This is a genomic window from Variovorax sp. V118 (genome assembly GCF_041154445.1).
GTDB lineage: Bacteria > Pseudomonadota > Gammaproteobacteria > Burkholderiales > Burkholderiaceae_C > Variovorax > Variovorax boronicumulans.
The window spans coordinates 2,062,810-2,087,624 of the sequence record NZ_AP028663.1 but is presented as its reverse complement, the minus strand read 5'-3'; the positions used below and the strand labels follow the sequence as shown (position 1 = coordinate 2,087,624).

At 67.6% G+C, this 24,815-nt stretch carries 27 protein-coding genes; 16 read left to right on the top strand and 11 right to left on the bottom strand.

The window, feature by feature from the left end; genetic code table 11:
• From pssA to ACAM52_RS09485, 4 genes are all read right to left on the bottom strand, one after another.
• Positions 1–825 carry a CDP-diacylglycerol--serine O-phosphatidyltransferase gene (gene pssA / locus ACAM52_RS09500; protein WP_062478071.1) on the bottom strand — a complete coding sequence of 275 codons (825 nt, stop codon included), beginning with the start codon at positions 823–825 and terminating at the stop codon, positions 1–3.
• Positions 826–1,018: 193 nt separating this feature from the next.
• Positions 1,019–2,035 (bottom strand): ketol-acid reductoisomerase, encoded by a 1,017-nt coding sequence (gene ilvC / locus ACAM52_RS09495; RefSeq protein WP_369646840.1) that lies wholly within the window; start codon positions 2,033–2,035, stop codon positions 1,019–1,021.
• Positions 2,036–2,183: 148 nt separating this feature from the next.
• Complete coding sequence (gene ilvN, locus ACAM52_RS09490; protein ID WP_062478068.1) at positions 2,184–2,675, bottom strand: acetolactate synthase small subunit; 492 nt, start codon at positions 2,673–2,675, stop codon at positions 2,184–2,186.
• A gap of 105 nt (positions 2,676–2,780) precedes the next feature.
• Positions 2,781–4,565, bottom strand: a complete 1,785-nt coding sequence (locus ACAM52_RS09485; protein WP_062478065.1) for an acetolactate synthase 3 catalytic subunit — start codon at positions 4,563–4,565, stop codon at positions 2,781–2,783.
• A gap of 283 nt (positions 4,566–4,848) precedes the next feature.
• Between ACAM52_RS09485 and ACAM52_RS09480 the strand changes: the two genes are divergently transcribed.
• The 6 genes from ACAM52_RS09480 to ACAM52_RS09455 are packed head-to-tail and all read left to right on the top strand — an operon-like array spanning position 4,849 to position 8,302.
• Positions 4,849–5,415 (top strand): RNA polymerase sigma factor, encoded by a 567-nt coding sequence (locus ACAM52_RS09480; protein ID WP_062478063.1) that lies wholly within the window; start codon positions 4,849–4,851, stop codon positions 5,413–5,415.
• Positions 5,412–5,837: a DUF3619 family protein gene (locus ACAM52_RS09475; protein WP_062478060.1), complete on the top strand. Its 426-nt coding sequence runs from the start codon at positions 5,412–5,414 to the stop codon at positions 5,835–5,837. The genes ACAM52_RS09480 and ACAM52_RS09475 overlap by 4 nt, the downstream gene beginning before the upstream one ends.
• A 59-nt stretch (positions 5,838–5,896) precedes the next feature.
• Positions 5,897–6,712 carry a DUF3106 domain-containing protein gene (locus tag ACAM52_RS09470; RefSeq protein WP_369646839.1) on the top strand — a complete coding sequence of 272 codons (816 nt, stop codon included), beginning with the start codon at positions 5,897–5,899 and terminating at the stop codon, positions 6,710–6,712.
• 12 nt (positions 6,713–6,724) lie between these two features.
• Complete coding sequence (locus ACAM52_RS09465) at positions 6,725–7,285, top strand: RDD family protein (RefSeq protein WP_159271609.1); 561 nt, start codon at positions 6,725–6,727, stop codon at positions 7,283–7,285.
• Entirely contained in the window at positions 7,282–7,680 is a 399-nt protein-coding gene (locus ACAM52_RS09460) for a diacylglycerol kinase (RefSeq protein ID WP_062481435.1), read from the top strand. Before ACAM52_RS09465 ends, ACAM52_RS09460 begins: the two co-directional genes overlap by 4 nt.
• Positions 7,681–7,711: 31 nt before the next feature.
• On the top strand, positions 7,712–8,302 hold the full coding sequence (locus ACAM52_RS09455; RefSeq protein ID WP_095950203.1) for a TIGR00730 family Rossman fold protein: 591 nt from the start codon (positions 7,712–7,714) through the stop codon (positions 8,300–8,302).
• 126 nt (positions 8,303–8,428) lie between these two features.
• Here the strand turns inward: ACAM52_RS09455 and ACAM52_RS09450 are convergent, their stop codons facing one another.
• A complete protein-coding gene (locus ACAM52_RS09450) occupies positions 8,429–8,767 on the bottom strand; it encodes a P-II family nitrogen regulator (RefSeq protein WP_056580191.1) in 339 nt (112 codons plus the stop codon).
• On the bottom strand, positions 8,764–10,461 hold the full coding sequence (locus ACAM52_RS09445; protein ID WP_369646838.1) for an NAD+ synthase: 1,698 nt from the start codon (positions 10,459–10,461) through the stop codon (positions 8,764–8,766). The genes ACAM52_RS09450 and ACAM52_RS09445 overlap by 4 nt, the downstream gene beginning before the upstream one ends.
• Positions 10,462–10,480: 19 nt before the next feature.
• Here ACAM52_RS09445 and ACAM52_RS09440 point away from each other — a divergent pair, with 19 nt between their 5' ends.
• Together ACAM52_RS09440 and ACAM52_RS09435 are read left to right on the top strand one after the other, a co-directional pair.
• A complete protein-coding gene (locus tag ACAM52_RS09440) occupies positions 10,481–11,662 on the top strand; it encodes a GNAT family N-acetyltransferase (RefSeq protein ID WP_369646837.1) in 1,182 nt (393 codons plus the stop codon).
• A 77-nt stretch (positions 11,663–11,739) separates the two neighbouring features.
• The gene (locus ACAM52_RS09435; RefSeq protein ID WP_369646836.1) at positions 11,740–12,492 is read left to right on the top strand and encodes a hypothetical protein; all 753 of its coding nucleotides are present in this window, start codon (positions 11,740–11,742) and stop codon (positions 12,490–12,492) included.
• 44 nt (positions 12,493–12,536) lie between these two features.
• On the opposite strand, the gene ppa is transcribed toward ACAM52_RS09435, so the two are convergent.
• Positions 12,537–13,064, bottom strand: a complete 528-nt coding sequence (gene ppa, locus ACAM52_RS09430; RefSeq protein WP_007834256.1) for an inorganic diphosphatase — start codon at positions 13,062–13,064, stop codon at positions 12,537–12,539.
• A 254-nt stretch (positions 13,065–13,318) separates the two neighbouring features.
• On the opposite strand from ppa, the gene ACAM52_RS09425 reads away from it, so the two are divergent.
• The 7 genes from ACAM52_RS09425 (at position 13,319) to ACAM52_RS09395 (ending at position 21,781) form a co-directional block, all read left to right on the top strand.
• Positions 13,319–15,835 (top strand): sodium-translocating pyrophosphatase, encoded by a 2,517-nt coding sequence (locus ACAM52_RS09425; protein ID WP_369646835.1) that lies wholly within the window; start codon positions 13,319–13,321, stop codon positions 15,833–15,835.
• Position 15,836: 1 nt separating this feature from the next.
• Positions 15,837–16,205 (top strand): nuclear transport factor 2 family protein, encoded by a 369-nt coding sequence (locus ACAM52_RS09420; protein ID WP_369646834.1) that lies wholly within the window; start codon positions 15,837–15,839, stop codon positions 16,203–16,205.
• Between the two features lie 73 nt (positions 16,206–16,278).
• Positions 16,279–17,010, top strand: a complete 732-nt coding sequence (locus tag ACAM52_RS09415; protein ID WP_369646833.1) for a MerR family transcriptional regulator — start codon at positions 16,279–16,281, stop codon at positions 17,008–17,010.
• Positions 17,011–17,015: 5 nt separating this feature from the next.
• Entirely contained in the window at positions 17,016–18,452 is a 1,437-nt protein-coding gene (locus ACAM52_RS09410; protein WP_369646832.1) for a TolC family protein, read from the top strand.
• Between the two features lie 5 nt (positions 18,453–18,457).
• Positions 18,458–19,441 carry an HlyD family secretion protein gene (locus tag ACAM52_RS09405; protein ID WP_369646831.1) on the top strand — a complete coding sequence of 328 codons (984 nt, stop codon included), beginning with the start codon at positions 18,458–18,460 and terminating at the stop codon, positions 19,439–19,441.
• Between the two features lie 13 nt (positions 19,442–19,454).
• Complete coding sequence (locus ACAM52_RS09400; RefSeq protein ID WP_369629071.1) at positions 19,455–20,639, top strand: ABC transporter permease; 1,185 nt, start codon at positions 19,455–19,457, stop codon at positions 20,637–20,639.
• Positions 20,639–21,781, top strand: a complete 1,143-nt coding sequence (locus ACAM52_RS09395; protein ID WP_369646830.1) for an ABC transporter permease — start codon at positions 20,639–20,641, stop codon at positions 21,779–21,781. Before ACAM52_RS09400 ends, ACAM52_RS09395 begins: the two co-directional genes overlap by 1 nt.
• Here ACAM52_RS09395 and ACAM52_RS09390 read toward each other — a convergent pair.
• Positions 21,778–22,407: a TetR/AcrR family transcriptional regulator gene (locus tag ACAM52_RS09390; protein ID WP_062473073.1), complete on the bottom strand. Its 630-nt coding sequence runs from the start codon at positions 22,405–22,407 to the stop codon at positions 21,778–21,780. The genes ACAM52_RS09395 and ACAM52_RS09390 overlap by 4 nt on opposite strands.
• 120 nt (positions 22,408–22,527) lie before the next feature.
• Here ACAM52_RS09390 and ACAM52_RS09385 point away from each other — a divergent pair, with 120 nt between their 5' ends.
• Complete coding sequence (locus ACAM52_RS09385) at positions 22,528–23,364, top strand: metal-dependent hydrolase (RefSeq protein WP_062473075.1); 837 nt, start codon at positions 22,528–22,530, stop codon at positions 23,362–23,364.
• A gap of 15 nt (positions 23,365–23,379) precedes the next feature.
• On the opposite strand, the gene ACAM52_RS09380 is transcribed toward ACAM52_RS09385, so the two are convergent.
• The 3 genes from ACAM52_RS09380 to ACAM52_RS09370 form a co-directional block, all read right to left on the bottom strand.
• Positions 23,380–23,973: a hypothetical protein gene (locus ACAM52_RS09380; protein ID WP_095950214.1), complete on the bottom strand. Its 594-nt coding sequence runs from the start codon at positions 23,971–23,973 to the stop codon at positions 23,380–23,382.
• Between the two features lie 226 nt (positions 23,974–24,199).
• Positions 24,200–24,448 carry a hypothetical protein gene (locus ACAM52_RS09375; protein WP_056580179.1) on the bottom strand — a complete coding sequence of 83 codons (249 nt, stop codon included), beginning with the start codon at positions 24,446–24,448 and terminating at the stop codon, positions 24,200–24,202.
• On the bottom strand, positions 24,435–24,803 hold the full coding sequence (locus tag ACAM52_RS09370; protein WP_062473079.1) for a hypothetical protein: 369 nt from the start codon (positions 24,801–24,803) through the stop codon (positions 24,435–24,437). Before ACAM52_RS09370 ends, ACAM52_RS09375 begins: the two co-directional genes overlap by 14 nt.
• Between the last annotated feature and the right edge of the window lie 12 nt (positions 24,804–24,815).

Below are 24,815 nucleotides of genomic sequence, written 5' to 3'. Positions count from 1 at the left end.
TCAGTTGTGCAGTCCCCGCTCGTCGGGCTCTTCGGTCGACGTGCTGATCACGCTCACCGGCTGGCCCTTGGCCTTGCGCCACGCGTACACCACGTAGCCGCTCAACCCATAGGCCACGAACAGGCTGAACAGCACTGTCGGCGGATGGATGTTGATGACCGCGATGCCCAGCGCGATCAGCACGATCACGACGAAGGGCACGCTCTTCTTCATCTGGATATCCTTGAAGCTGTAGAACGGCGCGTTGGTCACCATGGTGAGGCCCGCGTACAGCGTGAAGGCGAAGGTGACCCAGGTGATCTGCGTCCACGAGAGGTACAGCACCTCGCCGCCACGCTTGCCCCATTCGTTCACGAGCCAGATGAAGCCCGCCACGAGCGCCGCGGCCGCCGGCGACGGCAGGCCCTGAAACCAGCGCTTGTCGACCACGCCCGTGTTGACGTTGAAGCGCGCGAGCCGCAGCGCGGCGCAGGCGCAGTACACGAAGGCGGCGATCCAGCCCCAGCGTCCGAGGCCCTTGAGCGACCACTCGTAGGCGATGAGCGCGGGCGCGGCGCCGAACGACACCATGTCGGACAGCGAATCCATCTGCTCGCCGAACGCGCTTTGCGTGTTGGTCATGCGGGCTACGCGCCCATCGAGGCTGTCGAGCACCATCGCGGCGAACACGCCGAGCGCGGCCAGGTCGAAGCGCGCGTTCATGGCCATCACGACCGAGTAGAAGCCGCCGAACAACGCCGCCAGCGTGAACAGGTTCGGCAGGATGTAGATGCCCTTGCGACGCTTGCGCGGCTGCGCGTCGTCGGGGACGGTGTCGTCATGCATTGAATTGGCCTCCGTCCCTCGTGGGAACTGCCCGGTCAGCTATCCATTCGATAGCATCTTGGTCTGTGAATCGCATGCTTCGCAGTGTAGTTCAGGGGACCCGTGCGCTCCCCTTCAAACAAAAGGGCCACCGCGACGGGTGGCCCTCCGAAACAGGGTGCCGAAGCACCCTGTTGGCTCTTGCCTCTGAAGATCAGTTGCGGGTCTGGTCGACCAGCTTGTTCTTCTTGATCCAGGGCATCATCGCGCGCAGCTTTTCGCCGACGACTTCGATCTGATGCTCGGCGTTCAGGCGACGGCGGCTGATCAGCACCGGCTGGCCGGCAGCGGCTTCGAGCACGAAGCTCTTGGCGTATTCGCCGGTCTGGATGTCCTGCAGGACCTTCTTCATGGCCTTCTTGGTCTCGTCGGTCACGATGCGCGGGCCCGTGACGTACTCGCCGTATTCGGCGTTGTTCGAGATCGAGTAGTTCATGTTGGCGATGCCGCCTTCGTAGATCAGGTCGACGATCAGCTTCAGCTCGTGCAGGCATTCGAAGTACGCCATTTCGGGCGCGTAGCCGGCTTCCACCAGCGTTTCGAAACCAGCCTTGATCAGCTCGACCGTGCCGCCGCACAGAACCGCTTGCTCGCCGAACAGGTCGGTCTCGGTTTCTTCGCGGAAGTTGGTCTCGATGATGCCGGCCTTGCCGCCGCCGTTGGCGGTGGCGTAGCTCAGCGCGAGGTCACGCGCCTTGCCGCTCTTGTCCTGGTGCACCGCGATCAGGTGCGGCACGCCGCCACCTTGCGTGTACGTGCCGCGCACGGTGTGGCCCGGGGCCTTGGGAGCGACCATCCACACGTCGAGGTCGGCGCGCGGCTGCACGAAACCGTAGTGCACGTTGAAGCCGTGCGCGAAGACGAGCGAAGCGCCTTCCTTGATGTTCGGGGCCACGTCGTTCTTGTAGACGGCGGCGATCTGCTCGTCGGGCAGCAGGATCATGACGACGTCGGCCGACTTCACGGCGTCAGCGACTTCAGCGACCTGCAGGCCGGCCTTGCCGACCTTGTCCCACGAAGCGCCGCCCTTGCGCAGGCCGACCACGACCCTGACGCCGCTGTCGTTCAGGTTCTGCGCGTGCGCATGACCTTGCGAGCCGTAGCCGATGATGGCAACCGTCTTGCCCTTGATGAGGCTGAGGTCCGCGTCCTTGTCGTAATAAACCTTCATGATGTTCTCCAGATAGATAAGCGAGTTGCAGTGTGTTGTTGTGCCGTTCGTCCTGAGCCTGTCGAAGGGCTCAATGCAGTCCCCGCTCGCGCGGAGGCTTCGACAAGCTCAGCCCGAACGGGCAACGACTGAGCTCCGAATCATGGTGTCAGACCCGCAGGATGCGTTCGCCGCGCCCGATGCCGCTGGCGCCGGTGCGCACCGTCTCGAGGATGGCGCCGCGGTCGATCGCTTCCAGGAAAGCGTCGTTCTTGCCGTGATCGCCAGTCAGCTCGATGGTGTAGCTCTTGTCGGTCACGTCGATGATGCGGCCACGGAAGATTTCCGCCATGCGCATCATTTCCTCGCGTTCCTTGCCCACCGCACGCACCTTCACCATCATGAGCTCGCGCTCGGTGTAGGCGCCTTCGGTCAGGTCGACCACCTTCACGACCTCGATGAGGCGATTCAGGTGCTTGGTGATCTGCTCGATCACGTCGTCCGAGCCGTTGGTGACGATGGTCATGCGCGAGAGGCTTGCGTCCTCGGTCGGCGCGACGGTCAGCGATTCGATGTTGTAGCCACGGGCCGAGAACAGGCCCACCACGCGGGAAAGAGCACCCGGCTCGTTTTCCAGCAGCACTGCAATGATGTGTTTCATGTTGGCGTGACTCCTCTTTTCGCCGCCCTCCCCCGTGCACGGTAATGCGCGGGCTTGGCGGGCAATAGATTCGTCAGTAAAGGTTGAACGAACGAATGTTCCGGATCAGAGATCTTCGGAACCCAGCAGCATCTCGGTGATGCCCATGCCGGCCTTGACCATCGGGAACACGTTCTCGGTGGGGTCGGTACGGAAATCCATGAACACCGTGCGGTCCTTGAGCTTGCGCGCTTCGCGCAGCGCCGGCTCCACGTCTTGTGGACGCTCGATCAGCATGCCGACGTGGCCATAGGCCTCGGCAAGCTTCACGAAGTTGGGCAGCGCGTCCATGTAGCTGTGGCTGTAGCGGCCGGAGTATTCGATCTCCTGCCACTGGCGCACCATGCCCAGGTAGCGATTGTTGAGCGAGCAGATCTTGATCGGCGTGTTGTATTGCAAACAGGTGGAGAGCTCCTGGATGCACATCTGCACCGAGCCTTCGCCGGTGATGGTGAACACTTCCGAGTCGGGCTTGGCGAGCTTGATGCCCATGGCGTAGGGAATGCCCACGCCCATGGTGCCCAGGCCGCCCGAATTGATCCAGCGGCGCGGCTCGTCGAAACGGTAGTACTGGGCGGCCCACATCTGGTGCTGGCCGACGTCCGACGTGATGTACGTGTCGGCGTCCTTGGTCATGTTCCAGAGGGTCTCGACCACGAACTGCGGCTTGATCACGTCCTTGTTGTCGCGGTCGTACTTGAGGCAGTCGCGCGAGCGCCAGCTTTCGATGGTCTTCCACCAGTCGGCCAGTGCGCCGGCGTCGGGCTTGGTGGTGCTCTCGCGGATCATCGAGATGAGCTCGGTGAGCACGTCCTTCACGTCGCCGACGATCGGGATGTCGACCTTCACGCGCTTGGAGATGCTCGACGGGTCGATGTCGACGTGGATGATCTTGCGTTCGTTCTGCGCGAAGTGCTTCGGGTTGCCGATCACGCGGTCGTCGAAGCGCGCGCCCACGGCCAGCAGCACGTCGCAGTTCTGCATCGCGTTGTTGGCTTCGATGGTGCCGTGCATGCCCAGCATGCCCAGGAACTTGCGGTCGCTCGCCGGATAGGCGCCCAGGCCCATCAGCGTGTTCGTGACGGGGTACCCCAGCATGTCGACCAGCGTGCGCAGCTCGTTCGTGGCGTTGCCCAGGAGCACGCCGCCGCCGGTGTAGATGTAGGGGCGCTTGGCCGCCAGCAGCAGTTGCAGCGCCTTGCGGATCTGCCCGCCGTGGCCCTTGCGCACCGGGTTGTACGAGCGCATCTCGACCTTGTCGGGATAGCCGCTGTACGGAATCTTCTTGAAGGAGACGTCCTTCGGCACGTCCACCACCACGGGGCCGGGACGGCCGCTGCGTGCGATGTGGAAGGCCTTCTTCATCGTCATGGCCAGATCCTTCGGATCCTTGACGAGGAAGTTGTGCTTGACGATGGGGCGCGTGATGCCGACTGTGTCGCACTCCTGGAAGGCGTCGAGGCCGATCGCGGCCGTCGGCACCTGGCCGGAAATGATCACCATCGGGATCGAGTCCATGTACGCCGTCGCGATGCCGGTGACCGCATTGGTCAGGCCGGGACCGGAAGTGACCAGTGCCACGCCGACTTCGCCGGTGGCGCGCGCATAGCCGTCGGCTGCGTGCACGGCGGCCTGCTCGTGGCGCACCAGCACATGCTGGATGGTGTCCTGCTTGTAGAACGCGTCGTAGATGTAGAGAACCGCGCCGCCCGGGTAACCCCAGATGTACTGGACGCCTTCGGCCTGCAGTGCCTTGACCAGCACTTCAGCGCCCATGAGTTCTTGCGTGGTGTTGCCGGCGCCAGAGGACGCGGCTGCTGCGGAAGCGAGTTCCGCCTTCGAGATTTCCATGATCAACCTTTGTGTTTTTTCGGGAACGAAAAACCTTGGGTGCCCCTTGCCAGCCCTTGTGGGGCCGCGCCAGGACTTGAGGCCAAAGCCATGAGCGGACTGATGTTCCGCCGGACCGTGACCCGTTTGCCTTTTGACTTGCAAGGCGGATTATGACACTACCGGCGCGTTCAGACTCGCTTCAGGTGCCCCGTCTTGGCACAAAGGCATAATCCGCGGCATAAAAACATGAGCGTTCGCCAAACATCCTCCCCACGCGGCGCGCCCCGCCGCCCCCTCTCATTTGGCTACTGAACACGAACTCTCCGACTTCCTGAAAAACGTCGAGCGACGGGCCTTCAAGCGCTCGGTCTATCACGTGCGGGACGAAGAAGCGGCCTTGGACATCGTGCAGGACAGCATGATGAAGCTGGCCCAGCACTACGGCGACAAGCCTGCCGAGGAACTGCCGATGCTGTTCCAGCGCATCCTGTCGAACTGCACGCTCGACTGGTTCCGCCGCCAGAAGACCCGCCGCGCCCTTTTTTCCAACCTGAGCGACTTCGAACCGGCCGACAACGGTGAAGATTTCGACCTGCTGGAGAACTTCGTCTCGCCAACCGACTCCAGAGAATCGGAGAGCGCCGAAGACACCACCCGCCGCAGCCAGGTCTTTCACGAAATCGAAGAACAGATCGCGGCTTTGCCCGGCCGTCAACGCGAGGCTTTCCTGATGCGTTACTGGGAGGAAATGGACGTCGCAGAGACGGCCGCCGCAATGGGCTGCTCCGAGGGCAGCGTCAAAACCCATTGTTCGCGAGCTGTCCACGCTCTGAGCAAGGCGCTCAAGGCCAAGGGAATATCGCTATGAACACTAAGGTTCCAACCTCTCAATCCAGCGCAGCAGAAGACCGCTTCGGCCAACGGCTGGCGGCCCGGCTGTCGGACGGCAATCAAGCCTTGCCGCACGACATCAGCGAGCGCCTGCGCGTTGCCCGTTCGCAGGCCGTGGCCGCGCGCAAGCAGGCGCCGCAGCTGCGCACGGCGCCCGTCGCGGTCCAGTCGGGCCACACGGTCACACTGGGCGGCAGTTGGTGGACCCGCATCGGTTCCGTGGTGCCCCTCATCGCCCTGGTGGCCGGCCTGATCACCATCAGCGTGCTGCAGGACGACGACCGCGCCAGCGAACTCGCCGAGGTCGACTCGGCCCTGCTGACGGGCGACCTGCCGCCCGCCGCCTACACCGACCCCGGCTTCGCCCAATTCCTGAAGTCCGACAGCGCCTCCGACTGAACACCTTGCCCGACCGAATGCGACGCCGCTCCGTTTCCCGTGCGAAAGCCCTGCTTCCGTTGCGCCCGCTCCCGGCGGGCGCCGTCGTTTGGGCGGGTGCGCTGGCAGCCGCTGCCTTCGGCCTGACGCTGGCCGATGCACAGACGCTGCCCGAAACCGCCAAGCCCGCCACGCACGCCGCAGCCACCAATGGCGCGGCAAGCCCCAAGGCCGTTGCCACAACCAAGCCCCTGTGGAACGAACTGAGCAATGAGCAGCAGCACGCCCTGAAGCCGCTGGCTTCGCACTGGAACACGCTGAACGCCGGCCAGAAGCGCAAGTGGCTGGCCTTGTCGCGTAATTACGCGAACATGCCCGCCGACGACCAGGTCACGCTGCACAGCCGCATGATCGAATGGGCGGCGCTGAGCAACCAGCAGCGCGCCCAGGCCCGCCTGAATTTCGCTGAGGTCAAGCGCGTGCCCGCCGACGAGCGCAAGCTCAAGTGGGAACAGTACCAGGCACTGAGCGAAGAAGAAAAACGCAAGCTCGCCGAGAGTGCCCCGCCCAAGCCCCGCGGCGCCGCCCTGCCGGTGCGCCCGGTCTCGTCGCAAAAACTCGTGCCTGTGCCGGCCGTCACGCCGCCCGGACAGCACACGCCCCGCATCGTGCCGGCCACGCCCCCCACGCCCGTGCTGCCGCCGTCGGCCATCGTGGTGAGTTCGCCGGCGACGCCACCTGCCGCCGTGGAACGCCCTGCCATGCCGGCCAGCACCGTCGTCGCTCCAGCGGCGTCGGCACCGAGCAGCCTCACGCCGCCGCCGGTGCCCGCCGAGGCCCAGGTGCCGGCGCCGTCCGCGGCCACGGCACCCGCGGCCTCGTCCTCCGCCCCCTGACCGAAGGTTTCGATGGTTTCCAGTTCGCCCGAGGCCTCGGGACCCGGCCAATCGGCCTCGCCCTCTTCATCCACCCCCAACGCCCCCGCGGTGCCTGGCCTGTGGCGGCGCATGGCCTGCTGGCTCTATGAGGGCATGCTGCTGTTCGCGGTCGTGTTCGTGTCCGGCTGGCTGTTCAGCACGCTGGGCCAGATGCGCGACGCCATGGACGAACGGCGGCACCTGCTGCAGGCCTTCCTCTTCGTGGTGTTCGGCGTCTACTTCGTCTGGTTCTGGGCCAAGGGCCAGACGCTGGCCATGAAGACCTGGAACATCCGCATCGTCGACCGCCACGGCCGGCCCGTCAGCCAGGGCCGCGCACTGGCGCGCTACCTGCTGAGCTGGGTCTGGTTCCTGCCGCCGCTGGCCGCCATCGCCCCGTTCAAGCTGTCGGGCGGCGAGTCGACCGTGCTGATCTTCGGCTGGGTCGCCATCTGGGCGCTGCTGGCCCGTTTTCACCCCGAGCGCCAGTTCTGGCACGACGCCTGGGCCGGTACGCGGCTCATCACCTCCAAGCCGATGAGCCGCCAATGAGTGCCCTGCCCGACCCCGCCGTGAACCCGCAGAAGGCCCGCAAGGGCTTCGAGCGCGTCTGGCATGCCACCCTGATCTCGCTGCACGGCCTGCGCGCCGGCTGGAGCGAGCCGGCGTTCCGTCAGGAAGCCATCCTGTCGATGCTGATGATCCCGGCCGCCTTCTGGCTCGGGCGCAGCTGGGTCGAGGTGGCGCTGCTCGCCGGCAGTGCCATCCTGGTGATGATCGTGGAGCTGCTCAACACGGCGGTGGAAGCCGCCATCGACCGCATCGGCCCCGAATGGCACGACCTCTCCAAGCGCGCGAAGGACATGGGCAGCGCCGCTGTCCTGCTGTCGCTCACGCTGTGCGGCGGCATCTGGGCCGCGGCCCTGTGGCAACGCTTCGTGTCATGAGCGGGTCCGCCGCCTGCGGCATGATCGCAGGATGACCCCTGAATTTTCGATTTGCGTGTATTGCGGCTCGCGCCCCGGCGAGCGCCCCGAGTTTTCCCAGGCCGCCCAGGCCGTGGGCCAGTGGATCGGCAGCCACGGCGGCCAGCTCGTCTACGGCGGTGGCCGCACAGGCCTGATGGGCACGGTGGCCGAGGCCACCCGCCAGGCCGGCGGCCGCGTCGTCGGCATCATCCCCAAGGCCCTGGTCGACAAGGAACTGGCCAACCCCCTGTGCGACGAGCTGCACGTGGTCGACACCATGCACGAGCGCAAGGCCATGATGGGCGAGCGCGCCGACGCCTTCCTCGCGATGGCGGGCGGCATCGGCACCTTTGAAGAACTGTTCGAGATCTGGACCTGGCGCCAGCTCGGCTACCACGACAAGCCGACCGGCATCCTCAACACCGCCGGCTACTACGACGGCCTGCTGAGCTTCCTGGCGCACAGCGTGCGCGAGGGCTTCATGGGCGAATGGCAGATGGACCTGGTGCGCACCGGCACTGACGTGCCCGAACTGCTGACCGCGCTGCGCGCCGAAGTCCCCTTGCACCCCCGCGACGACAAGCTGTCAGAAAACCTCTGAGCCCCAAAGGCTTCTGGGACCCCATTCCAGCGAACACCGCGGAACCGGCTTTGCCGGGCCGCAGGTGTTGCCCCCGGCAGGGGGTTGGCGAAGCGACACGAAGTGCGCGCAGCCTGGGGGCGAGCTCTAGACTGCGTTTTCGTTTTCTTCGCCGGTGCGGATGCGCACGATGCGCTCCACCTCGGTCACGAAGATCTTGCCGTCGCCGATCTTGCCGGTGCGCGCCGAGCTCACGATGGCCTCGATGCAGCGCTCCACGTCGCTCTCGTTGACGACCACTTCGACCTTCATCTTGGGCAGGAAGTCGACCACGTACTCGGCGCCGCGGTACAGCTCGGTGTGGCCCTTCTGGCGGCCGAAACCCTTGACCTCGGTCACCGTGAGGCCGGTGACACCCACCTCGGCGAGGGCTTCGCGCACGTCCTCGAGCTTGAAGGGTTTGACGATGGCGGTGATCTGCTTCATGGTTTTTGTGCTCCGGCGGTTTCGTTGAACTTGCTGGTGATAGGGTAACGCCAATCCTTGCCGAAGCTTCGGTGGGTGACCCGGATGCCTACGGGCGCCTGGCGCCGCTTGTATTCGTTGATCCTGATGAGCCGCGCAACCCGCTCGACCACCGCGCGGTCGTAGCCCGCGGCAATGATCTCGTCGATGCCTTCATCGTCCTGCATGTAGCGTGCCAGGATGCCGTCGAGCACGTCGTAGGGCGGCAGGCTGTCCTGGTCGGTCTGGTCGGGGCGCAGCTCGGCGCTCGGAGGGCGCGTGATGATGCGCTCGGGAATCGGCGCCGCGCCGGTGCCGTACGGGTCATGGGCGTTGCGCCAGCGCGCCAGCGCGAACACCGTGGTCTTGAGCAGGTCCTTGATGACCGCGAAGCCGCCCGCCATGTCGCCGTAGAGCGTGCAATAGCCGGTGGCCATCTCGCTCTTGTTGCCGGTGGTCAGCACGATCGCGCCGAACTTGTTCGACAACCCCATGAGCAGCGTGCCGCGGATGCGGGCTTGAATGTTCTCCTCGGCCGTGTCTTCCAGCCGCCCCTTGAATTCCTCGGCCAGCGCGGCCTTGAAAGACTCGAAGGTGTCTTTGATCGAAATCTCGTCGTAGCGCACGCCCAGCCGGCCGGCCATGTCCCGCGCGTCGATCCAGCTGATGTCGGCCGTGTAGTGCGACGGCATCATCACCGCGCGGACCTTGTCCTTGCCCAACGCGTCGACCGCGATCGCGAGCACCAGCGCCGAATCGATGCCGCCCGACAGCCCGAGGATCGCGCCCGGAAAACCGTTCTTGCCGATGTAGTCGCGCACGCCGAGCACCAGCGCGTCCCACAGCTGCGCCTCGGCGTCGCGCGGCGCGGCGATGGCCGACGGGTCGGCCACGACGGCGACGCCGCCCTGCGCCCCGCGCGCGAGCTCCATGAAGACCAGCCGCTCGCGAAAGCTCTCGGCCTGCGCGGCCAGCGCGCCGTCGGCCTGCAGCGCGAACGAGGCGCCGTCGAACACCACTTCGTCCTGCCCGCCCACCAGGTGCGCGTAGACCAGCGGCAGGCCCACGGCGCGTGCGCGATCGGCCATGCGCGCCACGCGTTCGCCTTCCTTGCCGACGTGGTACGGCGATGCGTTGATCACCGCCAGTACCTCCGCACCGCCGGCGCGCGCCAGCTCGGCCGGCGCGTCGAACCAGGCGTCCTCGCAGATCAGCAAGCCGACCGACACGCCGCCCGCTTCGAACACGCAGGTGCCCTGCCCCGGCGTGAAGTAGCGGCGCTCGTCGAACACCTGGTAGTTCGGCAGTTCTCGCTTGGCGTAGGTCTCGAGGATGCGGCCTTCCTTGATGACACTGGCCGCGTTGTGACGCAGCTGCACGGCCACAGACCGGCTGCGCAGGCTGCCGCCGCTGGGATGCCCCACCACCACGACCATGTCTTTGAGGTCAGCCAGCGCGGCGGCGATGCCTTTCACGGCATCATCACAGGCTTCGGTGAAGGCGGGACGGAGGAACAGGTCCTCCGCTGCATAGCCGGCAATCGAGAGTTCGGGTGTCAGCAGAAGGCGCGCGCCTTGCGCGTAGGCCTCGCGTGCGGCGCCGACGATCTTCTGCGTATTGCCGACGAGGTCGCCCACCACAAAATTGAGTTGCGCGATGGCGAGCTTGAGCGTCATACAGAAGGAAGAAAAAGGCTTGAACGATTATGTCATTCGGGTTCTGGCGTCGCCGTCGGACATCGACCCGCAAGCCTGGAACGCCCTGCTCGCCGCGCAGCCCGAGCCCTCGCCCTTCATGCGCCACGAATACCTCGCGGCGATGCACGACAGCGGCAGCGCCTCGCCCGAGCGCGGATGGACACCGCAGTTCGTCACGCTGTGGCGCGGCGAGGTGCTCGAAGCCGCGTGCGCGCTCTACCTCAAGGACCATTCCTACGGCGAGTACGTGTTCGACTGGGCCTGGGCCAACGCCTACGAGCAGCACGGGCTCGCCTACTACCCGAAGGCGGTGGTGGCGGCGCCCTTCACGCCGGTGCCCGGCGCCCGGCTGCTGGCACGCAACGCGCCAAGCCGCACGCTGCTGGTGCAGGCGCTGGTGGCGGTCTGCAAGGAACAGGAACTTTCGTCTTTGCATCTGCTGTTCGGCGCCGACGCCGACATCGCCGCGTGCACCGAAGCCGGGCTCATGCTGCGCCACACGGTGCAGTTTCATTGGACGAACACGACCCCTTCGCTGAGCGGCACACAGGCCAGCTACACCGACTTCGACGCCTTCCTCGCCAGCCTCTCGCACGACAAGCGCAAGAAGATCCGTCAGGAGCGCCGCAAGGTCGCCGAGGCCGGCGTCAGCTTCCGCTGGTCGCGCGGCACCGACATTGCCGCCGCCGACTGGGATTTCTTCTACCGCTGCTACGAGCGCACCTACCGCGAGCACGGCAACCCGCCCTACCTCACGCGCGATTTCTTCCAGCGCATGGCCGACACGCTGCCCGATGCGTGGCTGCTGTTCGTGGCGGAGCGCGACGGGCGCCCCATCGCGACCAGCCTGATCGCGCTCTCCACCGACGAGGCGCAGCCGCTGGTGGCCTACGGCCGCTACTGGGGCGCGCTGGAGCGCGTCGACTGCCTGCACTTCGAGGCCTGCTACTACCAGCCCATCGCCTGGTGCATCGCGCACGGCGCGGTGCGCTTCGAAGGCGGCGCGCAGGGCGAGCACAAGATGGCCCGCGCGCTGATGCCGGTGCGCACCACCAGCGCCCATTGGCTCGCCCACCCGTCGTTCGCGGACGCGGTCGAGCGCTTCCTCGAGCGCGAAGGCGCCGGCATCGAGAACTACATGGACCACCTCGGCGAGCGCAGCCCGTTCAAGGCGACCTGATCGGTGCGGGAGCGCCGGGGGCTGCTATAAAGCCGCCCGGCACTCAAACAACCACACACAACACACAGGGAGCACCGATGCCATTCGTCGGACTGGGACTGCACATCCTCATCGCGCTGTACTTCGCCGTGCATGCCATGCGCCACGGCAAGCAGATGTACTGGCTCATCATCCTCTTCAGCTTTCCGCTGCTCGGCAGCATCGTGTACTTCGTGGTCGAGTACCTGCCGGCCTCGCGCATGCAGCGCACCGCGGGCAAGGTGGCCAGTGCGGCCATCGGCTTCATCGACCCCGAGCGCGAGTACCGCGCCGCCGCCGAGGCCTACGACCTGGCGCCCACGGCGCAGAACAAGCTGCGCCTGGCCAAGGCCGCGCTCGACCGCGGCCAGGCGGCCGACGCCGTCGGGCACTACCGCGACGCGCTGAAAGGCCCCTTCGCTTCCGACCCCGAGCTGCAGTTTGGCTTGGCCAGCGCGCTGGTCGCCGAAGGCAGCCCGGCCTCGGCCCGCGAAGCCTCGCAGGCCCTGCAGAGCCTGCGTGCCACGCGCGACGACTACCGCAAGGACGAGGTCGCCGTGCTGAACGCCCGCGCGCTCGCCGCCGAGGGCCGCACGCCGGAAGCGCGCGAGGCCTTCGAGGCTGCGCTGAGCAGCTACAACACGGTGGAAACGCGCGCCCGCTACATCGCATGGCTGGCGCAGCAAGGCGACACCGCCGGTGCGCAGCGCCATTGGAACGAGCTGCAGCAGGCGGCGCGCCACTGGAACGCGCATGCGCGAGGCGTCAACCGCGAATGGATGCGGCTGGCCGGGGATGCGGTCCGGGGCTGACGGCCCGGAGCATCCAAGCCGTTTCTTTCAAGCGAAAGAAAAAATTACTTCTTGTACGCGGCGATGCCGTCAAGAACTTCCTTCTTGGCGGCATCGATGCCTTCCCAGCCCAGCACCTTGACCCACTTGCCGGCTTCCAGGTCCTTGTAGTGCTCGAAGAAGTGGCTGATGGCCTTCAGGCGCATCGGGTTCACGTCGTCAACCGACTTCCAGTGGCTGTAGATCGGCAGCACCTTGTCGGTGGGCACGGCCAGCACCTTGCCGTCAACGCCGGCTTCGTCTTCCATCATCAGGATGCCCAGGGGGCGGCAGGGCACGACCACGCCCGGCAGCAGCGGGTACGGGGCGATCACCAGCACGTCGACCGGGTCGCCGTCGCCCGACAGGGTCTGCGGCACGTAGCCGTAGTTGGCGGGGTAGTACATGGCCGTCGTCATGAAGCGGTCCACGAAGATCGCGCCCGATTCCTTGTCGACTTCGTACTTGATCGGGTCGGCGTTCATCGGGATTTCGATCACGACATTGAAGGCGTCGGGGACGTTCTTGCCGGGGGAGACTTTGTCGAAGGACATGACGTTTTTCGAGTAGTTGAAAAGTATGAGACGGATGGGGACAAACCCGGAGTTTACTTTCCGTGTCACGGGCCGGTCGCACGCGTGTGTGTTTTTGCCTGTAAATTGCAAGCGTTGGCCAATCGGCTCCGCACCTTCGGTGCAGCGAGCTTCGAGGAAGCAACGCGGCGGAGAACATGGTCCCGTACGCGTTGCGCGCAGGGCCCAGGCTGTCCGTCTCCACAAGTCACAACGAACGAATGGAGAAGCAAAGCATGAGCGGCAACACCCCCCTGATTCTTGCCATCGTCTGCGGCCTGGTGGCCGTAGGCTACGGTTTCTGGGCCCGAAGTTGGATTCTCGCCAAGGACCCGGGCAACGCCCGGATGCAGGAAATCGCCGCGGCCATCCAGGCCGGCGCCTCGGCCTACCTCGCCAAGCAGTACACCACCATCGCGGTGGTGGGCGTGGTGCTCGCGGTGCTCATCGCCCTCTTCCTCGACCTGACCACGGCCGCCGGCTTCGTGGTCGGCGCGGTGCTCTCGGGCGCCTGCGGCTTCATCGGCATGAACGTGTCGGTGCGCGCCAACGTGCGCACCGCGCAGGCCGCCACCAAGGGCATCGGCCCGGCGCTCGACGTGGCGTTTCGCGGCGGTGCCATCACCGGCATGCTGGTGGTGGGCCTGGGCCTGCTGGGCGTGACGGGCTTCTACTGGTTCCTCGCCGGCAGCGCGCCGAAGGCGGACCACAGCCTGGCGGCCATCCTCAATCCGCTGATCGGCTTTGCCTTCGGCTCCTCGCTGATCTCGATCTTCGCGCGCCTGGGCGGCGGCATCTTCACCAAGGGCGCTGACGTCGGTGCCGACCTGGTGGGCAAGGTCGAAGCCGGCATTCCGGAAGACGACCCGCGCAACCCGGCCGTGATTGCCGACAACGTGGGCGACAACGTCGGTGACTGCGCCGGCATGGCGGCCGACCTGTTCGAGACCTACGCGGTGACGCTGATCGCCACCATGGTGCTGGGCGCGCTGATGGTCACGGCGGCGCCGCTGGACGCGGTGCTGTACCCGCTCGCGCTGGGCGGCGTGTCGATCATCGCGTCGATCATCGGCTGCTTCTTCGTGAAGGCCTCGCCGGGCATGGTCAACGTGATGCCGGCGCTCTACAAGGGCCTGGCGGTGGCGGGCATCCTGTCGCTGATCGCGTTCTGGTTCGTGACCAGCTGGATCATTCCGGACAACGCCATTGCAGCCAGCGGCAGCCAGCTGAAACTGTTCGGCGCCTGCTTCGTGGGCCTGGCGCTCACGGCCGCGCTGGTGTGGGTCACCGAGTACTACACCGGCACGCAGTACAAGCCCGTGCAGCACATCGCACAGGCCTCGACCACCGGCCACGGCACCAACATCATCGCGGGCCTGGGCGTGTCGATGCGCTCGACGGCCTGGCCGGTGATCTTCGTGTGCATCGCGATCCTGGCCTCCTACGCCCTCGCGGGCCTGTACGGCATCGCGGTGGCCGCGACGTCGATGTTGAGCATGGCCGGCATCGTGGTGGCGCTGGACGCCTACGGCCCCATCACCGACAACGCCGGCGGCATCGCCGAGATGAGCGAGCTGCCCGCCAGCGTGCGCGACATCACCGACCCGCTGGACGCGGTGGGCAACACCACCAAGGCCGTGACCAAGGGCTACGCGATCGGCTCGGCCGGCCTGGCTTCGCTGGTGCTCTTTGCCGACTACACCCACAAGCTGGAAAGCTTCGGGCTGAACATCAGCTTCAACCTGAGCGACCCGATGGTGATCGTGGGCCTGTTCATCGGCGGCCTGATCCCCTACCTCTTCGGCGCGATGGCCATGGAGGCCGTGGGCCGCGCGGCCGGTGCGGTGGTGGAAGAAGTGCGCCGCCAGTTCCGCGAGATCCCCGGCATCATGGAAGGCACCGGCAAGCCCGAGTACGGCAAGGCCGTGGGCATGCTGACCGGCGCGGCCATCAAGGAAATGATGATCCCGTCGCTGCTGCCGGTGGTGGTTCCGATCCTGGTCGGCCTGGTACTGGGACCGAAGGCGCTCGGCGGCCTGCTGATGGGCACGATCGTCACCGGCCTGTTCGTCGCCATCAGCATGTGCACGGGCGGCGGTGCGTGGGACAACGCCAAGAAGTACATCGAAGACGGTCACCACGGCGGCAAGGGCTCCGAGGCGCACAAGGCGGCCGTCACCGGCGACACCGTGGGCGACCCGTACAAGGACACGGCCGGCCCGGCGGTGAACCCGCTGATCAAGATCATCAACATCGTGGCGCTGCTGATCGTGCCGCTGGTGGTCAAGTTCCACGCCGGCGATGCGGCAGCGGCCGTGCCGACCAAGGTCGAGACGCCACCTGCAGCCACCGCACCTGCGGCGACGGCACCGGCAGCCACGCCGGCCGCCACCCTCGCCTCGGCGGCCGTCGGCGCCACCGAAGCCGCTGCGGTGAAGGTCGAGAACGGCATCGTGAAGTTCTACTTCGCAAGCGCCAGCGCGGAGGTCGCGCCCAATGCCAAGGAGGCGCTGGCCGATGTCATCAAGGCCGTGCAGAGCGGCAGCACCGTGCTGGTGAGCGGCTACCACGACGCCAGCGGCGATGCGGCCAAGAACGCCGAGCTGGCCAAGCAGCGCGCCATGGCCGTGCGCGACGCCATCAAGGCGGCGGGCGCGCCCGAGGACAAGATCGAACTCGCCAAGCCCGAGCAGTCGCAGGCCGACGGGCCGGCCTCGGAAGCGCGCCGCGTCGAAGTGAAAGTGAAGTCCTGACATGCCCACGCCCGCCCGGCTCGAAGCCTTCATTGCCGCCGTCGAAGGCGGCGCGCATGCCCAGGTCATCGAAGATTTCTACACCGAAGACGCCACCATGCGCGAGAACCAGGCCGAGCCGCGGCGCGGGCGCAGCACGCTGGTCGCGCAGGAAAGCGCCGTGCTCGCGCGCACCGAGTCGGTGGCGTCGACCTGCGTGCGGCCGGTGCTGGTGAACGGCGACCACGTCGGCATCAACTGGATCTTCGAGTTCACGTTCAAGGGCGGCGGCCGCATGCGCATGGAAGAGATCGCCTGGCAGCGCTGGGACGGCGAGCGCATCGCCGAAGAGCAGTTCTTCTACGACCCGGCGCAGCGCAAGCCGGGCTGAGGATGCCCCGCCCGGACCGCGCGATCCGGGCTGGTTTTATGCAACATTTTCGATGTAACATTGAAACTGTCACATGAACGCATCCACCGCCACGCCTGATTCCACCGCCGTGCAGGACCTCTCCATCGAGGCCCTGGCGGCGCGCACGGGCGTCACGGTGCGCAACATTCGCGCCTACACCACGGGCGGCCTGCTGCCGCCGCCGCGGCTGCAGGGCCGGCTCGGCCTGTACGGCCCCGACCACGTCCAGCGCCTGGCGCTGATCCGCGAACTGCGCGAACAGGGCTTCGGCATCGAGGCGATCCGCCGCATCTTCACGCGCGCGCCGGCCTCCACCTGGCCCGACCTGCTGGCCGTGGCCCGCTCGGTGTCGGGCAGCCTGTTCGCCGAAGAAACGCCCGTGGTGGTGTCGGCCCAGGCGCTGGCCACCAAGTGGCAGGGCCAGATGACGCCCGCCCTGCTCGGCCGCGCCACCCGCGCCGGCCTCATGCGCGAACTGCCCGACGGCCAAGTGCAGGTGCTGAGCCCGGCGCTCGGCCAGGTCGCCGAACAGCTGGCCGCGCTCGGCCTGCCGCTCGAAGCGGTCATCGGCATGCAGGAAACCATGGTCCGCACGCTGCGCACCGTGGCGCGGCGCTGGCTGCGCACGTTGGCCGACAGCCTGCTTTCCGGCGACACCCTCGATGCCGGCCGCGCCGCGCAGCTGCTCGAGAAAGCACGGCCGCTGGCCACCGGGGCGGTGCAGGCCGCCTTTCCCGTGATCCTGCAGCAGGAGCTCGACGCCCTGCTGCACAAGACCGCCTGATGCCGATGACACGACCTCGCCTCGCCCTTCTTCCGTCCCTGCTGCTGTTGCCGGCCTTCCTCGGCGGCGCGGCTTTCGCGCAGCAGCAGGCCCGCGGCGACACCACCAGCACGCTGGCGCTGAGCTTCGACGCCGCGCGCCAGCGCATGGTCGAGCGCTCCGACAAGCTGGCCGCCGCGCGCATGGCCGTCGAGGCCAAGGAACTGCAGAGCGAAGGCGTCAAGCGCCTGGGCGGGCCGGTGCTCAGCATCTCGGGGCTGGCCTATGCGTACAACGCGAACCTGAACCTCGACCTCGACCCGCTCAACCAGAAGCTCGGCCAGATCGGCTCGTCGCTGCCGCCGTCGATCCAGAGCTTTGTCTCGCGCGTGCCGATTCCGCAGCTGCCCAACAGCTACACGCTCAACCGCCACGACACCGGCGCCAACGCCTCGGTGTCGGCCGTGTGGCCGCTCTACCTGGGCGGCGCGACCGACGCGGTGCGCGGCTTCGTCTCGGCGCAGGCGCGCGAGGCCCAGGCCGATGCCGAACAGGCCGGCCACGAGGTCGACACGCTGCTGGTGCAGCGCTACTTCGGCGCCCAACTCGCGCAGCGCGCGGCCACGCTGCGCCTGCAGGCCGAGCGCACCATCGCCCAGCACGACGCGGCGGCGCAGAAGATGCTCGCCGCCGGCGTGATCTCGCGCGTCGAGCGGCTGCAGGCCAGCGCCGCGTACGAAGAAGCGCGCCGCAATGCCCGCAAGGCCGAGAACGACGCCGCGCTGGCGGGCGTGGCCCTGGCGCGCACGGTGCGCGCCGAGGGCAGCGTCACGCCGCAGACGCCGCTGTTTCTCATCAGTGCGCCGATCGAGCCGCTCGGCCACTTCATCGATGCGGCGCTCACGCGGCATCCGGGCCTGGGCAAGGTCGCGGCCAAGAAGGCGCAGGCCGAGCAGCTGCACGAAGGCGAAGAGGCCCTGCGCCGCCCGCAGGTCATCGCCTTCGGCACGCGCGAGATCAAGAGCGGCAACGCCGACTGGGTGGCCGGCCTGGGCGTGCGCTGGACGCTGTACGACTCGGTCGACCGCAACGCGCTGTCGGCCGCCTCGCACAAGCAGGTCGAACAGGCCGAGCGCACCGACCTGCAGGCGCGCAGCGACATCTCGCTGCTGGTCGAACGCAACTGGCGCGCGCTGGACAACGCGCGCCGCCAGTACCTCGAGATGAAGGTCTCGGTCGAGCTTGCACAGGAGGTGGTCAAGCTGCGCACCGCCGGGCTGCGCGAAGGCACCAGCACCACGCTCGACCTGATCGACGCCGAGACCAACCAGGCCAAGGTGTTGACCGAACGCGCGCAGGCCGCCAACGACTACGTGCAGGCGCTCGCGCAGCTGCTCGAGAGCGCGGGCCTGTCCGAGACTTTTTCCGACTACATCGCGCGCGCCGACGTGAAGGTGAACTGACCATGATGAGTGCCAAGACCCGCCGACTGATCGCCATCGCCGCCGCACTGCTCGTGCTGGTGCTGCTCGTCTGGGGCTTCTGGCGCGCCGCGCAGCCGGCGCCCGAGGTGTTCCAGGGCCAGATGGAGGCGCGCGAAACCGACGTGGCCGGCAAGGTCACGGCCCGCATCGCCGAAGTGGCCGTGAAGGAAGGCGACCGCATCCAGGCCGGCGCCCTGCTGGTGCGCATGGACAGCCCCGAGGTGCGCGCCAAGCTGGCGCAGGCCACCGCCGCCGAGCAGGCCGCGCAGGCCGTGGCCGACAAGGCGCAGAACGGCGCCCGCCCGCAAGAAATCGAAATGGCGCGCATGCAGTGGCAGCGCGCCGAAACCGCTGCCCAACTCGCGCAGACGTCGTTCCGCCGTGTCGACGGCCTGGCGCGCGACGGCCTCGTGGCCGACCAGAAGCGCGACGAGGCCGAAGCCAACTGGAAGGCCTCGCGCGACGCCGCCGTAGCGGCCAAGGCGCAGTACGACATGGCGCGCACCGGCGCCCGCCCCGAGGACAAGGCCGCTGCCAACGCACAGGCGCGGCAGGTGGCCGGCGTGGTCGCCGAGGTGGAAGCCGCCAAGGCCGAGACCGAGCTGCGCAGCCCGGTCGGCGGCGAAGTGGCCAAGGTGCTCGCCAAGGTCGGCGAGCTCTCGCCGCAGGGCGTGGCCGTGGTCACGGTGGTCGACCTGAACGACCAGTGGGTGGTGCTCAACGTGCGCGAAGACCGGCTGGCCCGCTTCGCGCTCGACAAGGAATTCGACGCCCGCCTGCCCGCCCTGCCCGAAGACCGGCGCACCGCCCGCTTCAAGGTCTACTACAGCGGCGTGCTGCCCGACTTCGCCACCTGGCGCGCCACGCGCGGCGGCGCCGGCTTCGACGTGCGCACCTTCGAGGTCCGCGCCCGGCCGCTCAAGCCGATCGAAGGCGCGCGCCCCGGCATGAGCGTTCTGGTCGACTGAGGCCGCACCCGCCATGAGCCTGCGCGGCTTTTCCACCGCCAGCGCCCGGCGCGAATTCGCGCTGCTGCGCACGCGCCCGTGGGACCTGGCCATGATCTCGTGGGTGCCGCTGCTCGCGGTGTTCCTGATCTGGTGGATCTTCTCGGCCGGCCTGCCCGAGCGCCTGCCGATCGGCGTGCTCGACCAGGACCACTCCGCCCTCTCGCGCCAGCTGGTGCGCTTCCTGGACGCCACGCCGGGCCTGCGCGTGGCGCAGCAGTACGCCGACGAAGGCGAGATGCAGCGCGCGCTCACCAGCGGCGCCGTCGACGCCGCGGTGCAGCTGCCGCGCGAACTGAGCCGCGACGTCAAGCAGGGCCGCGTCGGGCAGGTCGTGCTGCTGCACAACGCGCAGCTGGGCACGCACTCGAGCCTGATCCAGCGCGACGTGCGCACCGCCGTCGCCACGGTGTCGGCCGGCGTCGAGCTCGCGGTGCGCAACAAGCGCGGCGAGTCGATGAAGGCCGCGCGCGTGAGCATGGACCCGGTCAAGGCCAGCATGGTGGCGCTGTTCAACACCTCGACCGACTACGAGCAGTTTCTCGGTGCCGCGCTCATTCCGGCGCTGCTGCACATCCTCGCGATGACGGCCGGCGCCTGGGCCGTGGGCCGCGAGCTGCGCGACCGCAGCCTGGGCGGCTGGCTCGGCGCGGCGCCGCGCTGGCCCGAAGCGCTGGCCGCGCTGGCGGGCAAGCTGGCGCTGCCGTTCGCGAGCCTGTCGGCGGTGGGCCTGGCCGCCATGCTGTGGATCACGGCGGGCCGCGGCTGGCACCCGGTCGGCTCGGTGGGATGGACGCTGTTCGCGCTGATGGTGTTCCTGGCGCTGTCGATCGCGCTCGGCGCCTTCGTGGCCAGCCTCACGCGCTCGCTGCGCACCGCGCTGTCGGCCACCGGCTTCATCACCGCGCCGGCCTTCGCGTTCGGCGGCGTGGGCTTTCCGCTGGTCGCCATGCCGGTGCTCGCACAGCTGTGGGCCGGACTGCTGCCCTACACGCATTACATCCGCGTGCAGATGGAGCAGCTGCAGATGGGTGCGCCCCTGGCCTACTCGGCCGCCACGCCGCTGTGGATGGTGGTGGGCACCGCGGTGCTGCTGGCCGTGTCGGCCACGCTGCTGGTGCGTGCGGCCGCGGCGCCCGAGACGTGGGGAGGCCGCTGATGAGCACGCGCATCCAGGGCTTCGCCGACGCCTGGCGCGACACCGCCCTCGGCGTGCTGCGCGACAAGGGCGTGCTGCTGATCATGCTGCTCGCGCCCATCATCTACGGCTTCTTCTACCCGTGGCCCTACGGCACGCAGGCCGTCACGCGGGTGCCGGTGGCGGTGGTCGACCAGGACCACAGCGGGCTGTCGCGGCAGATCGCGCGCTTCGCCATGGCCAGCCCGCGGCTCGATGTGCGCATGGTCACGTCCGACGTGCACGAGGCGCAGCAGGCGCTGTGGCGCGGCGAGATCGAGGGCTACGCGCTGCTGCCAAAGGACCTCAAGCGCAACGTGCTGCGCGGCACGCCGGCGGTGGTGAGCATCGAGGGCAACGGCGCCTACGCGCTGCTGAACAAGGCGGTGCTGTACGGCTTCTCGGAGGCGGTGGGCACGGTGTCGGCCGGTGTCGAGATCCGCAAGCTGCAGGCCGGTGGCCAAAGCGCGGTGCAGGCCGCGCGCAGCCGCAGCCCGCTCAACACGCAGCTGGTGGCGCTGTTCAACCCGACCGAGGGCTACGGCAGCTACGTGGTGCCGGCGGTGGCGCTGCTGATCCTGCAGCAGACGCTGCTGATGGGCGCCGCGATGCTGGCCGGCACCTGGGCCGAGGCCGGCCGGCTGCGCGTGGGCATGGGTGCGTGGCTGGGGCGGCTCGGTGCGCTGTCGGGCTTCGGCGTGCTGAGCGGCCTGTTCTATTTCGGCTGGGTGTTCTTCCTGCAGGACTATCCGCGCGGCGGCAATCCGTTCGCCGCGCTGGTGCTGCTGCTGTTCTACGTGCCGGCGATCTGCGTGCTGGGCCTGCTGCTGGGATGCTGGTTCCGCGACCGCGAGCGTGCGCTGCAGGTGCTGCTCTTCACTGCGCTGCCGATGGCGTTTCTCTCAGGATTCTCGTGGCCCGTCGAGGCCCTGCCCGCGCCGCTGCAGGCGCTGCGCTGGCTGTTCCCGAGCACGGCGGGCATCCAGGCCTCGCTGCGGCTCAACCAGATGGGGGCGCCGTTGCACGACGTGCTGCCGTACCTGGGCGCGCTGGCGACGATGGTGGTGGCGGGGCTGCTCGTGCTGTGGGCTGCGGCCACGTCGCGCCACAACGAGCGCGACTAGCGTCGGCTGTCCGCCGCGACGGCGCGCACCAGCCGCGTGGCGGGCGCCACCAACTCGCGCAGGTCGCCCACGCGGTCCTGCTCGATGGCCTGCAGCACCAGTTCATTGATGCCCCCCACCACCGTCATCGCCATCTGGCTGCTCATGTGCGCCGCGGGCACCTCGCCTGAATCGCTGCTGTTGATCGCCACCTGGATGAAGTTGGCGATCTCGCCGTTCACACGCCGCCGCGCCGCCAGGCCCGGCAGGCCCAGCCCGAGGATCTCGACGAACAGCGTGCGCAGCAGCACCGGGTCTTGCGCGAGGTAGTCCATGTAGGCGGTCATCGCCTGCTCCACCTGCGTGTGCCACGGCTGGGCCGGGTCGAAGGCCTCACTCACGGCCTGCAGGCCGAGCCGGCTGGCCGTTTCGTACAGCGCGATCAGGCACTCGGTCTTGGTGCTGAAGTGCTCGTAGAACGTGCGCCGCGACACGGCGGCCTCGCGCACGATGTCGGCGATGGTGGTGTCGGCGTAGCCCTTGGCCGCCACGGCATGCGCCATGCCCTGGAGCAGCCGCGCGTAGTGCTCGCTGGGCGCGCCTTCGGCGGCGTCGGGCGTGGCGGTTTTGTCGATGGTGGCAGTCATGTGCGATTCATTTTCCTACGCCTTGGTACTTGACAGTACCAGCTCACAATTGCACCATGGCGGCACGCGGTACGGATCTGTACCAGCCTTTGTGCCCACGACCTCTGGAATTTCCACCCCATGACCGAACTCGTAGTCCGCCGCCTGCTGATCGACCTGCAACCGCCCTTCTCGCACGACTGGTGCGGCGGCGATGCCTTCTCGACCGCCTTCTTCAACGCCTTGTCGATGAGCTTCCCCTTCGGCGAGCAGTTCTTCATCGACGCCGTACGTGACGCCATGGCCACGCTGCCGCCCGAAGTGCAGGAGCGCCATCGCGCCGACGTGCGCGGCTTCATCGGCCAGGAGGCGACGCACCGGCGCATCCATTCGCTGTTCAACGCGCACCTCGAGCAGCAGGGCCTGGTCGACCGCTGGACCGCGCGCGCCAGCCAGCGCATGGAACTGATGGACGGCGCCGATCCGCGTCACGCGCTGGCCGTGACGGCGGCCACCGAGCACTTCACGGCCATGTTCGCCGAGTGGCTGCTGGCCCGCCCCGAGATCCTCGACGGCGCCGAGCCCCGGCTGCGCACGATGTGGCTCTGGCACAGCGCCGAAGAGCTGGAGCACAAGAGCGTCGCCTTCGACATCTACAAGGCCGCGGGCGGCTCCGACGAATGGCGCACGCGCTGGTTCCGCCGCGTGACGGTGATGTTCCTCGGCGACCTGATGCGCCAGACGGTCGACAACCTGCGGCATGAAAAGCAATTGTGGAAGTGGGCCACCTGGAAGAGCGCCGCGCGCATCCTGCTGGGCCGCGGCGGCCTGCTGCGGGGCAATCTCGCGGGCTGGCGCCAGTACCTGCGCAGCGACTTCCACCCCGACCAGCAGGACAGCAGCCTCTCGGCGCGCTGGCTGGCCGACAACGGCGCGCAGTTCACGCCCGTGGGCGCGCCTGCGGCAACATCGGCCTGAGTTCGTCAGCCGGGGTCAGTAGATGCTGGCGCGGTGCGGGCTCAGCGCGCCCGCCTGCGTCGGCTGCCCGTCGGCGCGCAACGTGAGGTCGTGCAGCGTGTCGAAATCGGACGGCGCATCGGGCACGCGCATCACCACTTCGAGTTCGTGCATCGAAGCCACCCAGCGGCCGGCCGGCGATTCGGCCGGTTCGTCGTTGGCGAACACGCCGTCGCGGATGTAGAGCGTTTCGCCTTCGGGGCGTTCGCTGTGCAGCTCGATCAGGCGTGCGATCGAGAAGTTGTAGGTCACGAGCTTTTCGCGCGTGCGGCGGTCCTTGCCGCCGCAGTTGAACGAGCCCTCGGCCGCGATCACGATGCAGGAGCCGTCCACCCCGCCGTCGATGGCGATCTCGTTGCCCGAGCGCCAGATGGCGTTGGGCAGGCGCACGCGCACCTTGTCGATCACGAGGTCGCGTTGCTTGTTGAGGGCACCCAGCGGCGGCACCAGCGAGCGCAATTGGCGCAGGCGCTCGGCGAAGTTGTCGTCCATGAGGAATTCGACATGGTGCGTGGCGCTGCCGGACGAGCGCTTGACGACCTGCATGACGACGTGACGTGGCTTGTTCACAGCTCAGGCCCTCCACGCAGAGAAAAATCCACGCCCGCTGCGGGGCACCGATCGCCTTCTTGCTGGATTTGAGTGGTCATCGGCTACAAATTAGAACTTTAGATTAAATGCAATTACTTGCATCATTTGTGTCCAACTGTATATCGATTGCGACCGGGATGGAAGGCAATCGACGACATGCCGATGAGGCCATGTCGCCAACGCGACGCGGCGCCGTGCTAGGCGCTCAGCTCGACGATGCTTCGGCCTCGAGGGCCTCGTCGAGCGCCTTGCACGAAGGCGCGCAGACGGTCTGCGACTTGCCCAGCACCTGGCGCGTGCGCAGCTGCGAACGCACGCGGTGCTTGCCGCACATGAAGCAGGACATCGTGGCCCCGCTGAACGACGCCGAGGCGCGGAACGGAGAGCCCGGCGCCTTCGATTTGTAGCGCAGCCCGTCCGCCACCACTGCCGTTTTCACTTCACCCTTGGCCATGCATCTTGTCCTTGTTCGATTCGTCACCGCGCATGGCGCGGGCAATGGCTTCCCTGGCTGCGCCTTCGGCGGCCAGGGAAACGTCCAGCGCCGAGCGGCAAAGGCCGGCGTGCTGGTAATTCATATTTTCGTAGACCTCGGAGGCGGCCGGATAGGCATCGAGCAACTGGCCCAGTTCGGCACCGGGCTCGACGTCTTCGAATTCATGCACCAGGTGCTCGACCACCGAGCGGTACTGCTCGGCGCCAACCGGCACGGCGCTGTGCTCGAGCCTCTCCAGCAGTTGAGCCAGCACGTGGGTCACCGCCAGATCGGTCTTGGGGGACGGATTTCGGGTCGTGTTCATGGTTTGCATGTGGGGACAGCA

What these genes read in the sequence shown, in the direction of transcription:
- ACAM52_RS09475 (WP_062478060.1), top strand. Translation starts at nt 5,412, where the DNA reads ATGAACACTAAGGTTCCAACCTCTCAATCCAGCGCAGCAGAAGACCGC.
- ACAM52_RS09370 (WP_062473079.1), bottom strand. Translation starts at nt 24,803, where the DNA reads ATGCAAACCATGAACACGACCCGAAATCCGTCCCCCAAGACCGATCTG.
- ACAM52_RS09455 (WP_095950203.1), top strand. Translation starts at nt 7,712, where the DNA reads ATGACCCCTGAATTTTCGATTTGCGTGTATTGCGGCTCGCGCCCCGGC.
- ACAM52_RS09420 (WP_369646834.1), top strand. Translation starts at nt 15,837, where the DNA reads ATGCCCACGCCCGCCCGGCTCGAAGCCTTCATTGCCGCCGTCGAAGGC.
- ACAM52_RS09375 (WP_056580179.1), bottom strand. Translation starts at nt 24,448, where the DNA reads ATGGCCAAGGGTGAAGTGAAAACGGCAGTGGTGGCGGACGGGCTGCGC.
- ACAM52_RS09395 (WP_369646830.1), top strand. Translation starts at nt 20,639, where the DNA reads ATGAGCACGCGCATCCAGGGCTTCGCCGACGCCTGGCGCGACACCGCC.
- ACAM52_RS09450 (WP_056580191.1), bottom strand. Translation starts at nt 8,767, where the DNA reads ATGAAGCAGATCACCGCCATCGTCAAACCCTTCAAGCTCGAGGACGTG.
- ACAM52_RS09460 (WP_062481435.1), top strand. Translation starts at nt 7,282, where the DNA reads ATGAGTGCCCTGCCCGACCCCGCCGTGAACCCGCAGAAGGCCCGCAAG.
- pssA (WP_062478071.1), bottom strand. Translation starts at nt 825, where the DNA reads ATGCATGACGACACCGTCCCCGACGACGCGCAGCCGCGCAAGCGTCGC.
- ACAM52_RS09425 (WP_369646835.1), top strand. Translation starts at nt 13,319, where the DNA reads ATGAGCGGCAACACCCCCCTGATTCTTGCCATCGTCTGCGGCCTGGTG.
- ACAM52_RS09385 (WP_062473075.1), top strand. Translation starts at nt 22,528, where the DNA reads ATGACCGAACTCGTAGTCCGCCGCCTGCTGATCGACCTGCAACCGCCC.
- ACAM52_RS09445 (WP_369646838.1), bottom strand. Translation starts at nt 10,461, where the DNA reads ATGACGCTCAAGCTCGCCATCGCGCAACTCAATTTTGTGGTGGGCGAC.
- ACAM52_RS09390 (WP_062473073.1), bottom strand. Translation starts at nt 22,407, where the DNA reads ATGACTGCCACCATCGACAAAACCGCCACGCCCGACGCCGCCGAAGGC.
- ACAM52_RS09410 (WP_369646832.1), top strand. Translation starts at nt 17,016, where the DNA reads ATGACACGACCTCGCCTCGCCCTTCTTCCGTCCCTGCTGCTGTTGCCG.
- ppa (WP_007834256.1), bottom strand. Translation starts at nt 13,064, where the DNA reads ATGTCCTTCGACAAAGTCTCCCCCGGCAAGAACGTCCCCGACGCCTTC.
- ACAM52_RS09400 (WP_369629071.1), top strand. Translation starts at nt 19,455, where the DNA reads ATGAGCCTGCGCGGCTTTTCCACCGCCAGCGCCCGGCGCGAATTCGCG.
- ACAM52_RS09405 (WP_369646831.1), top strand. Translation starts at nt 18,458, where the DNA reads ATGAGTGCCAAGACCCGCCGACTGATCGCCATCGCCGCCGCACTGCTC.
- ACAM52_RS09465 (WP_159271609.1), top strand. Translation starts at nt 6,725, where the DNA reads ATGGTTTCCAGTTCGCCCGAGGCCTCGGGACCCGGCCAATCGGCCTCG.
- ilvC (WP_369646840.1), bottom strand. Translation starts at nt 2,035, where the DNA reads ATGAAGGTTTATTACGACAAGGACGCGGACCTCAGCCTCATCAAGGGC.
- ACAM52_RS09485 (WP_062478065.1), bottom strand. Translation starts at nt 4,565, where the DNA reads ATGGAAATCTCGAAGGCGGAACTCGCTTCCGCAGCAGCCGCGTCCTCT.
- ACAM52_RS09435 (WP_369646836.1), top strand. Translation starts at nt 11,740, where the DNA reads ATGCCATTCGTCGGACTGGGACTGCACATCCTCATCGCGCTGTACTTC.
- ACAM52_RS09415 (WP_369646833.1), top strand. Translation starts at nt 16,279, where the DNA reads ATGAACGCATCCACCGCCACGCCTGATTCCACCGCCGTGCAGGACCTC.
- ilvN (WP_062478068.1), bottom strand. Translation starts at nt 2,675, where the DNA reads ATGAAACACATCATTGCAGTGCTGCTGGAAAACGAGCCGGGTGCTCTT.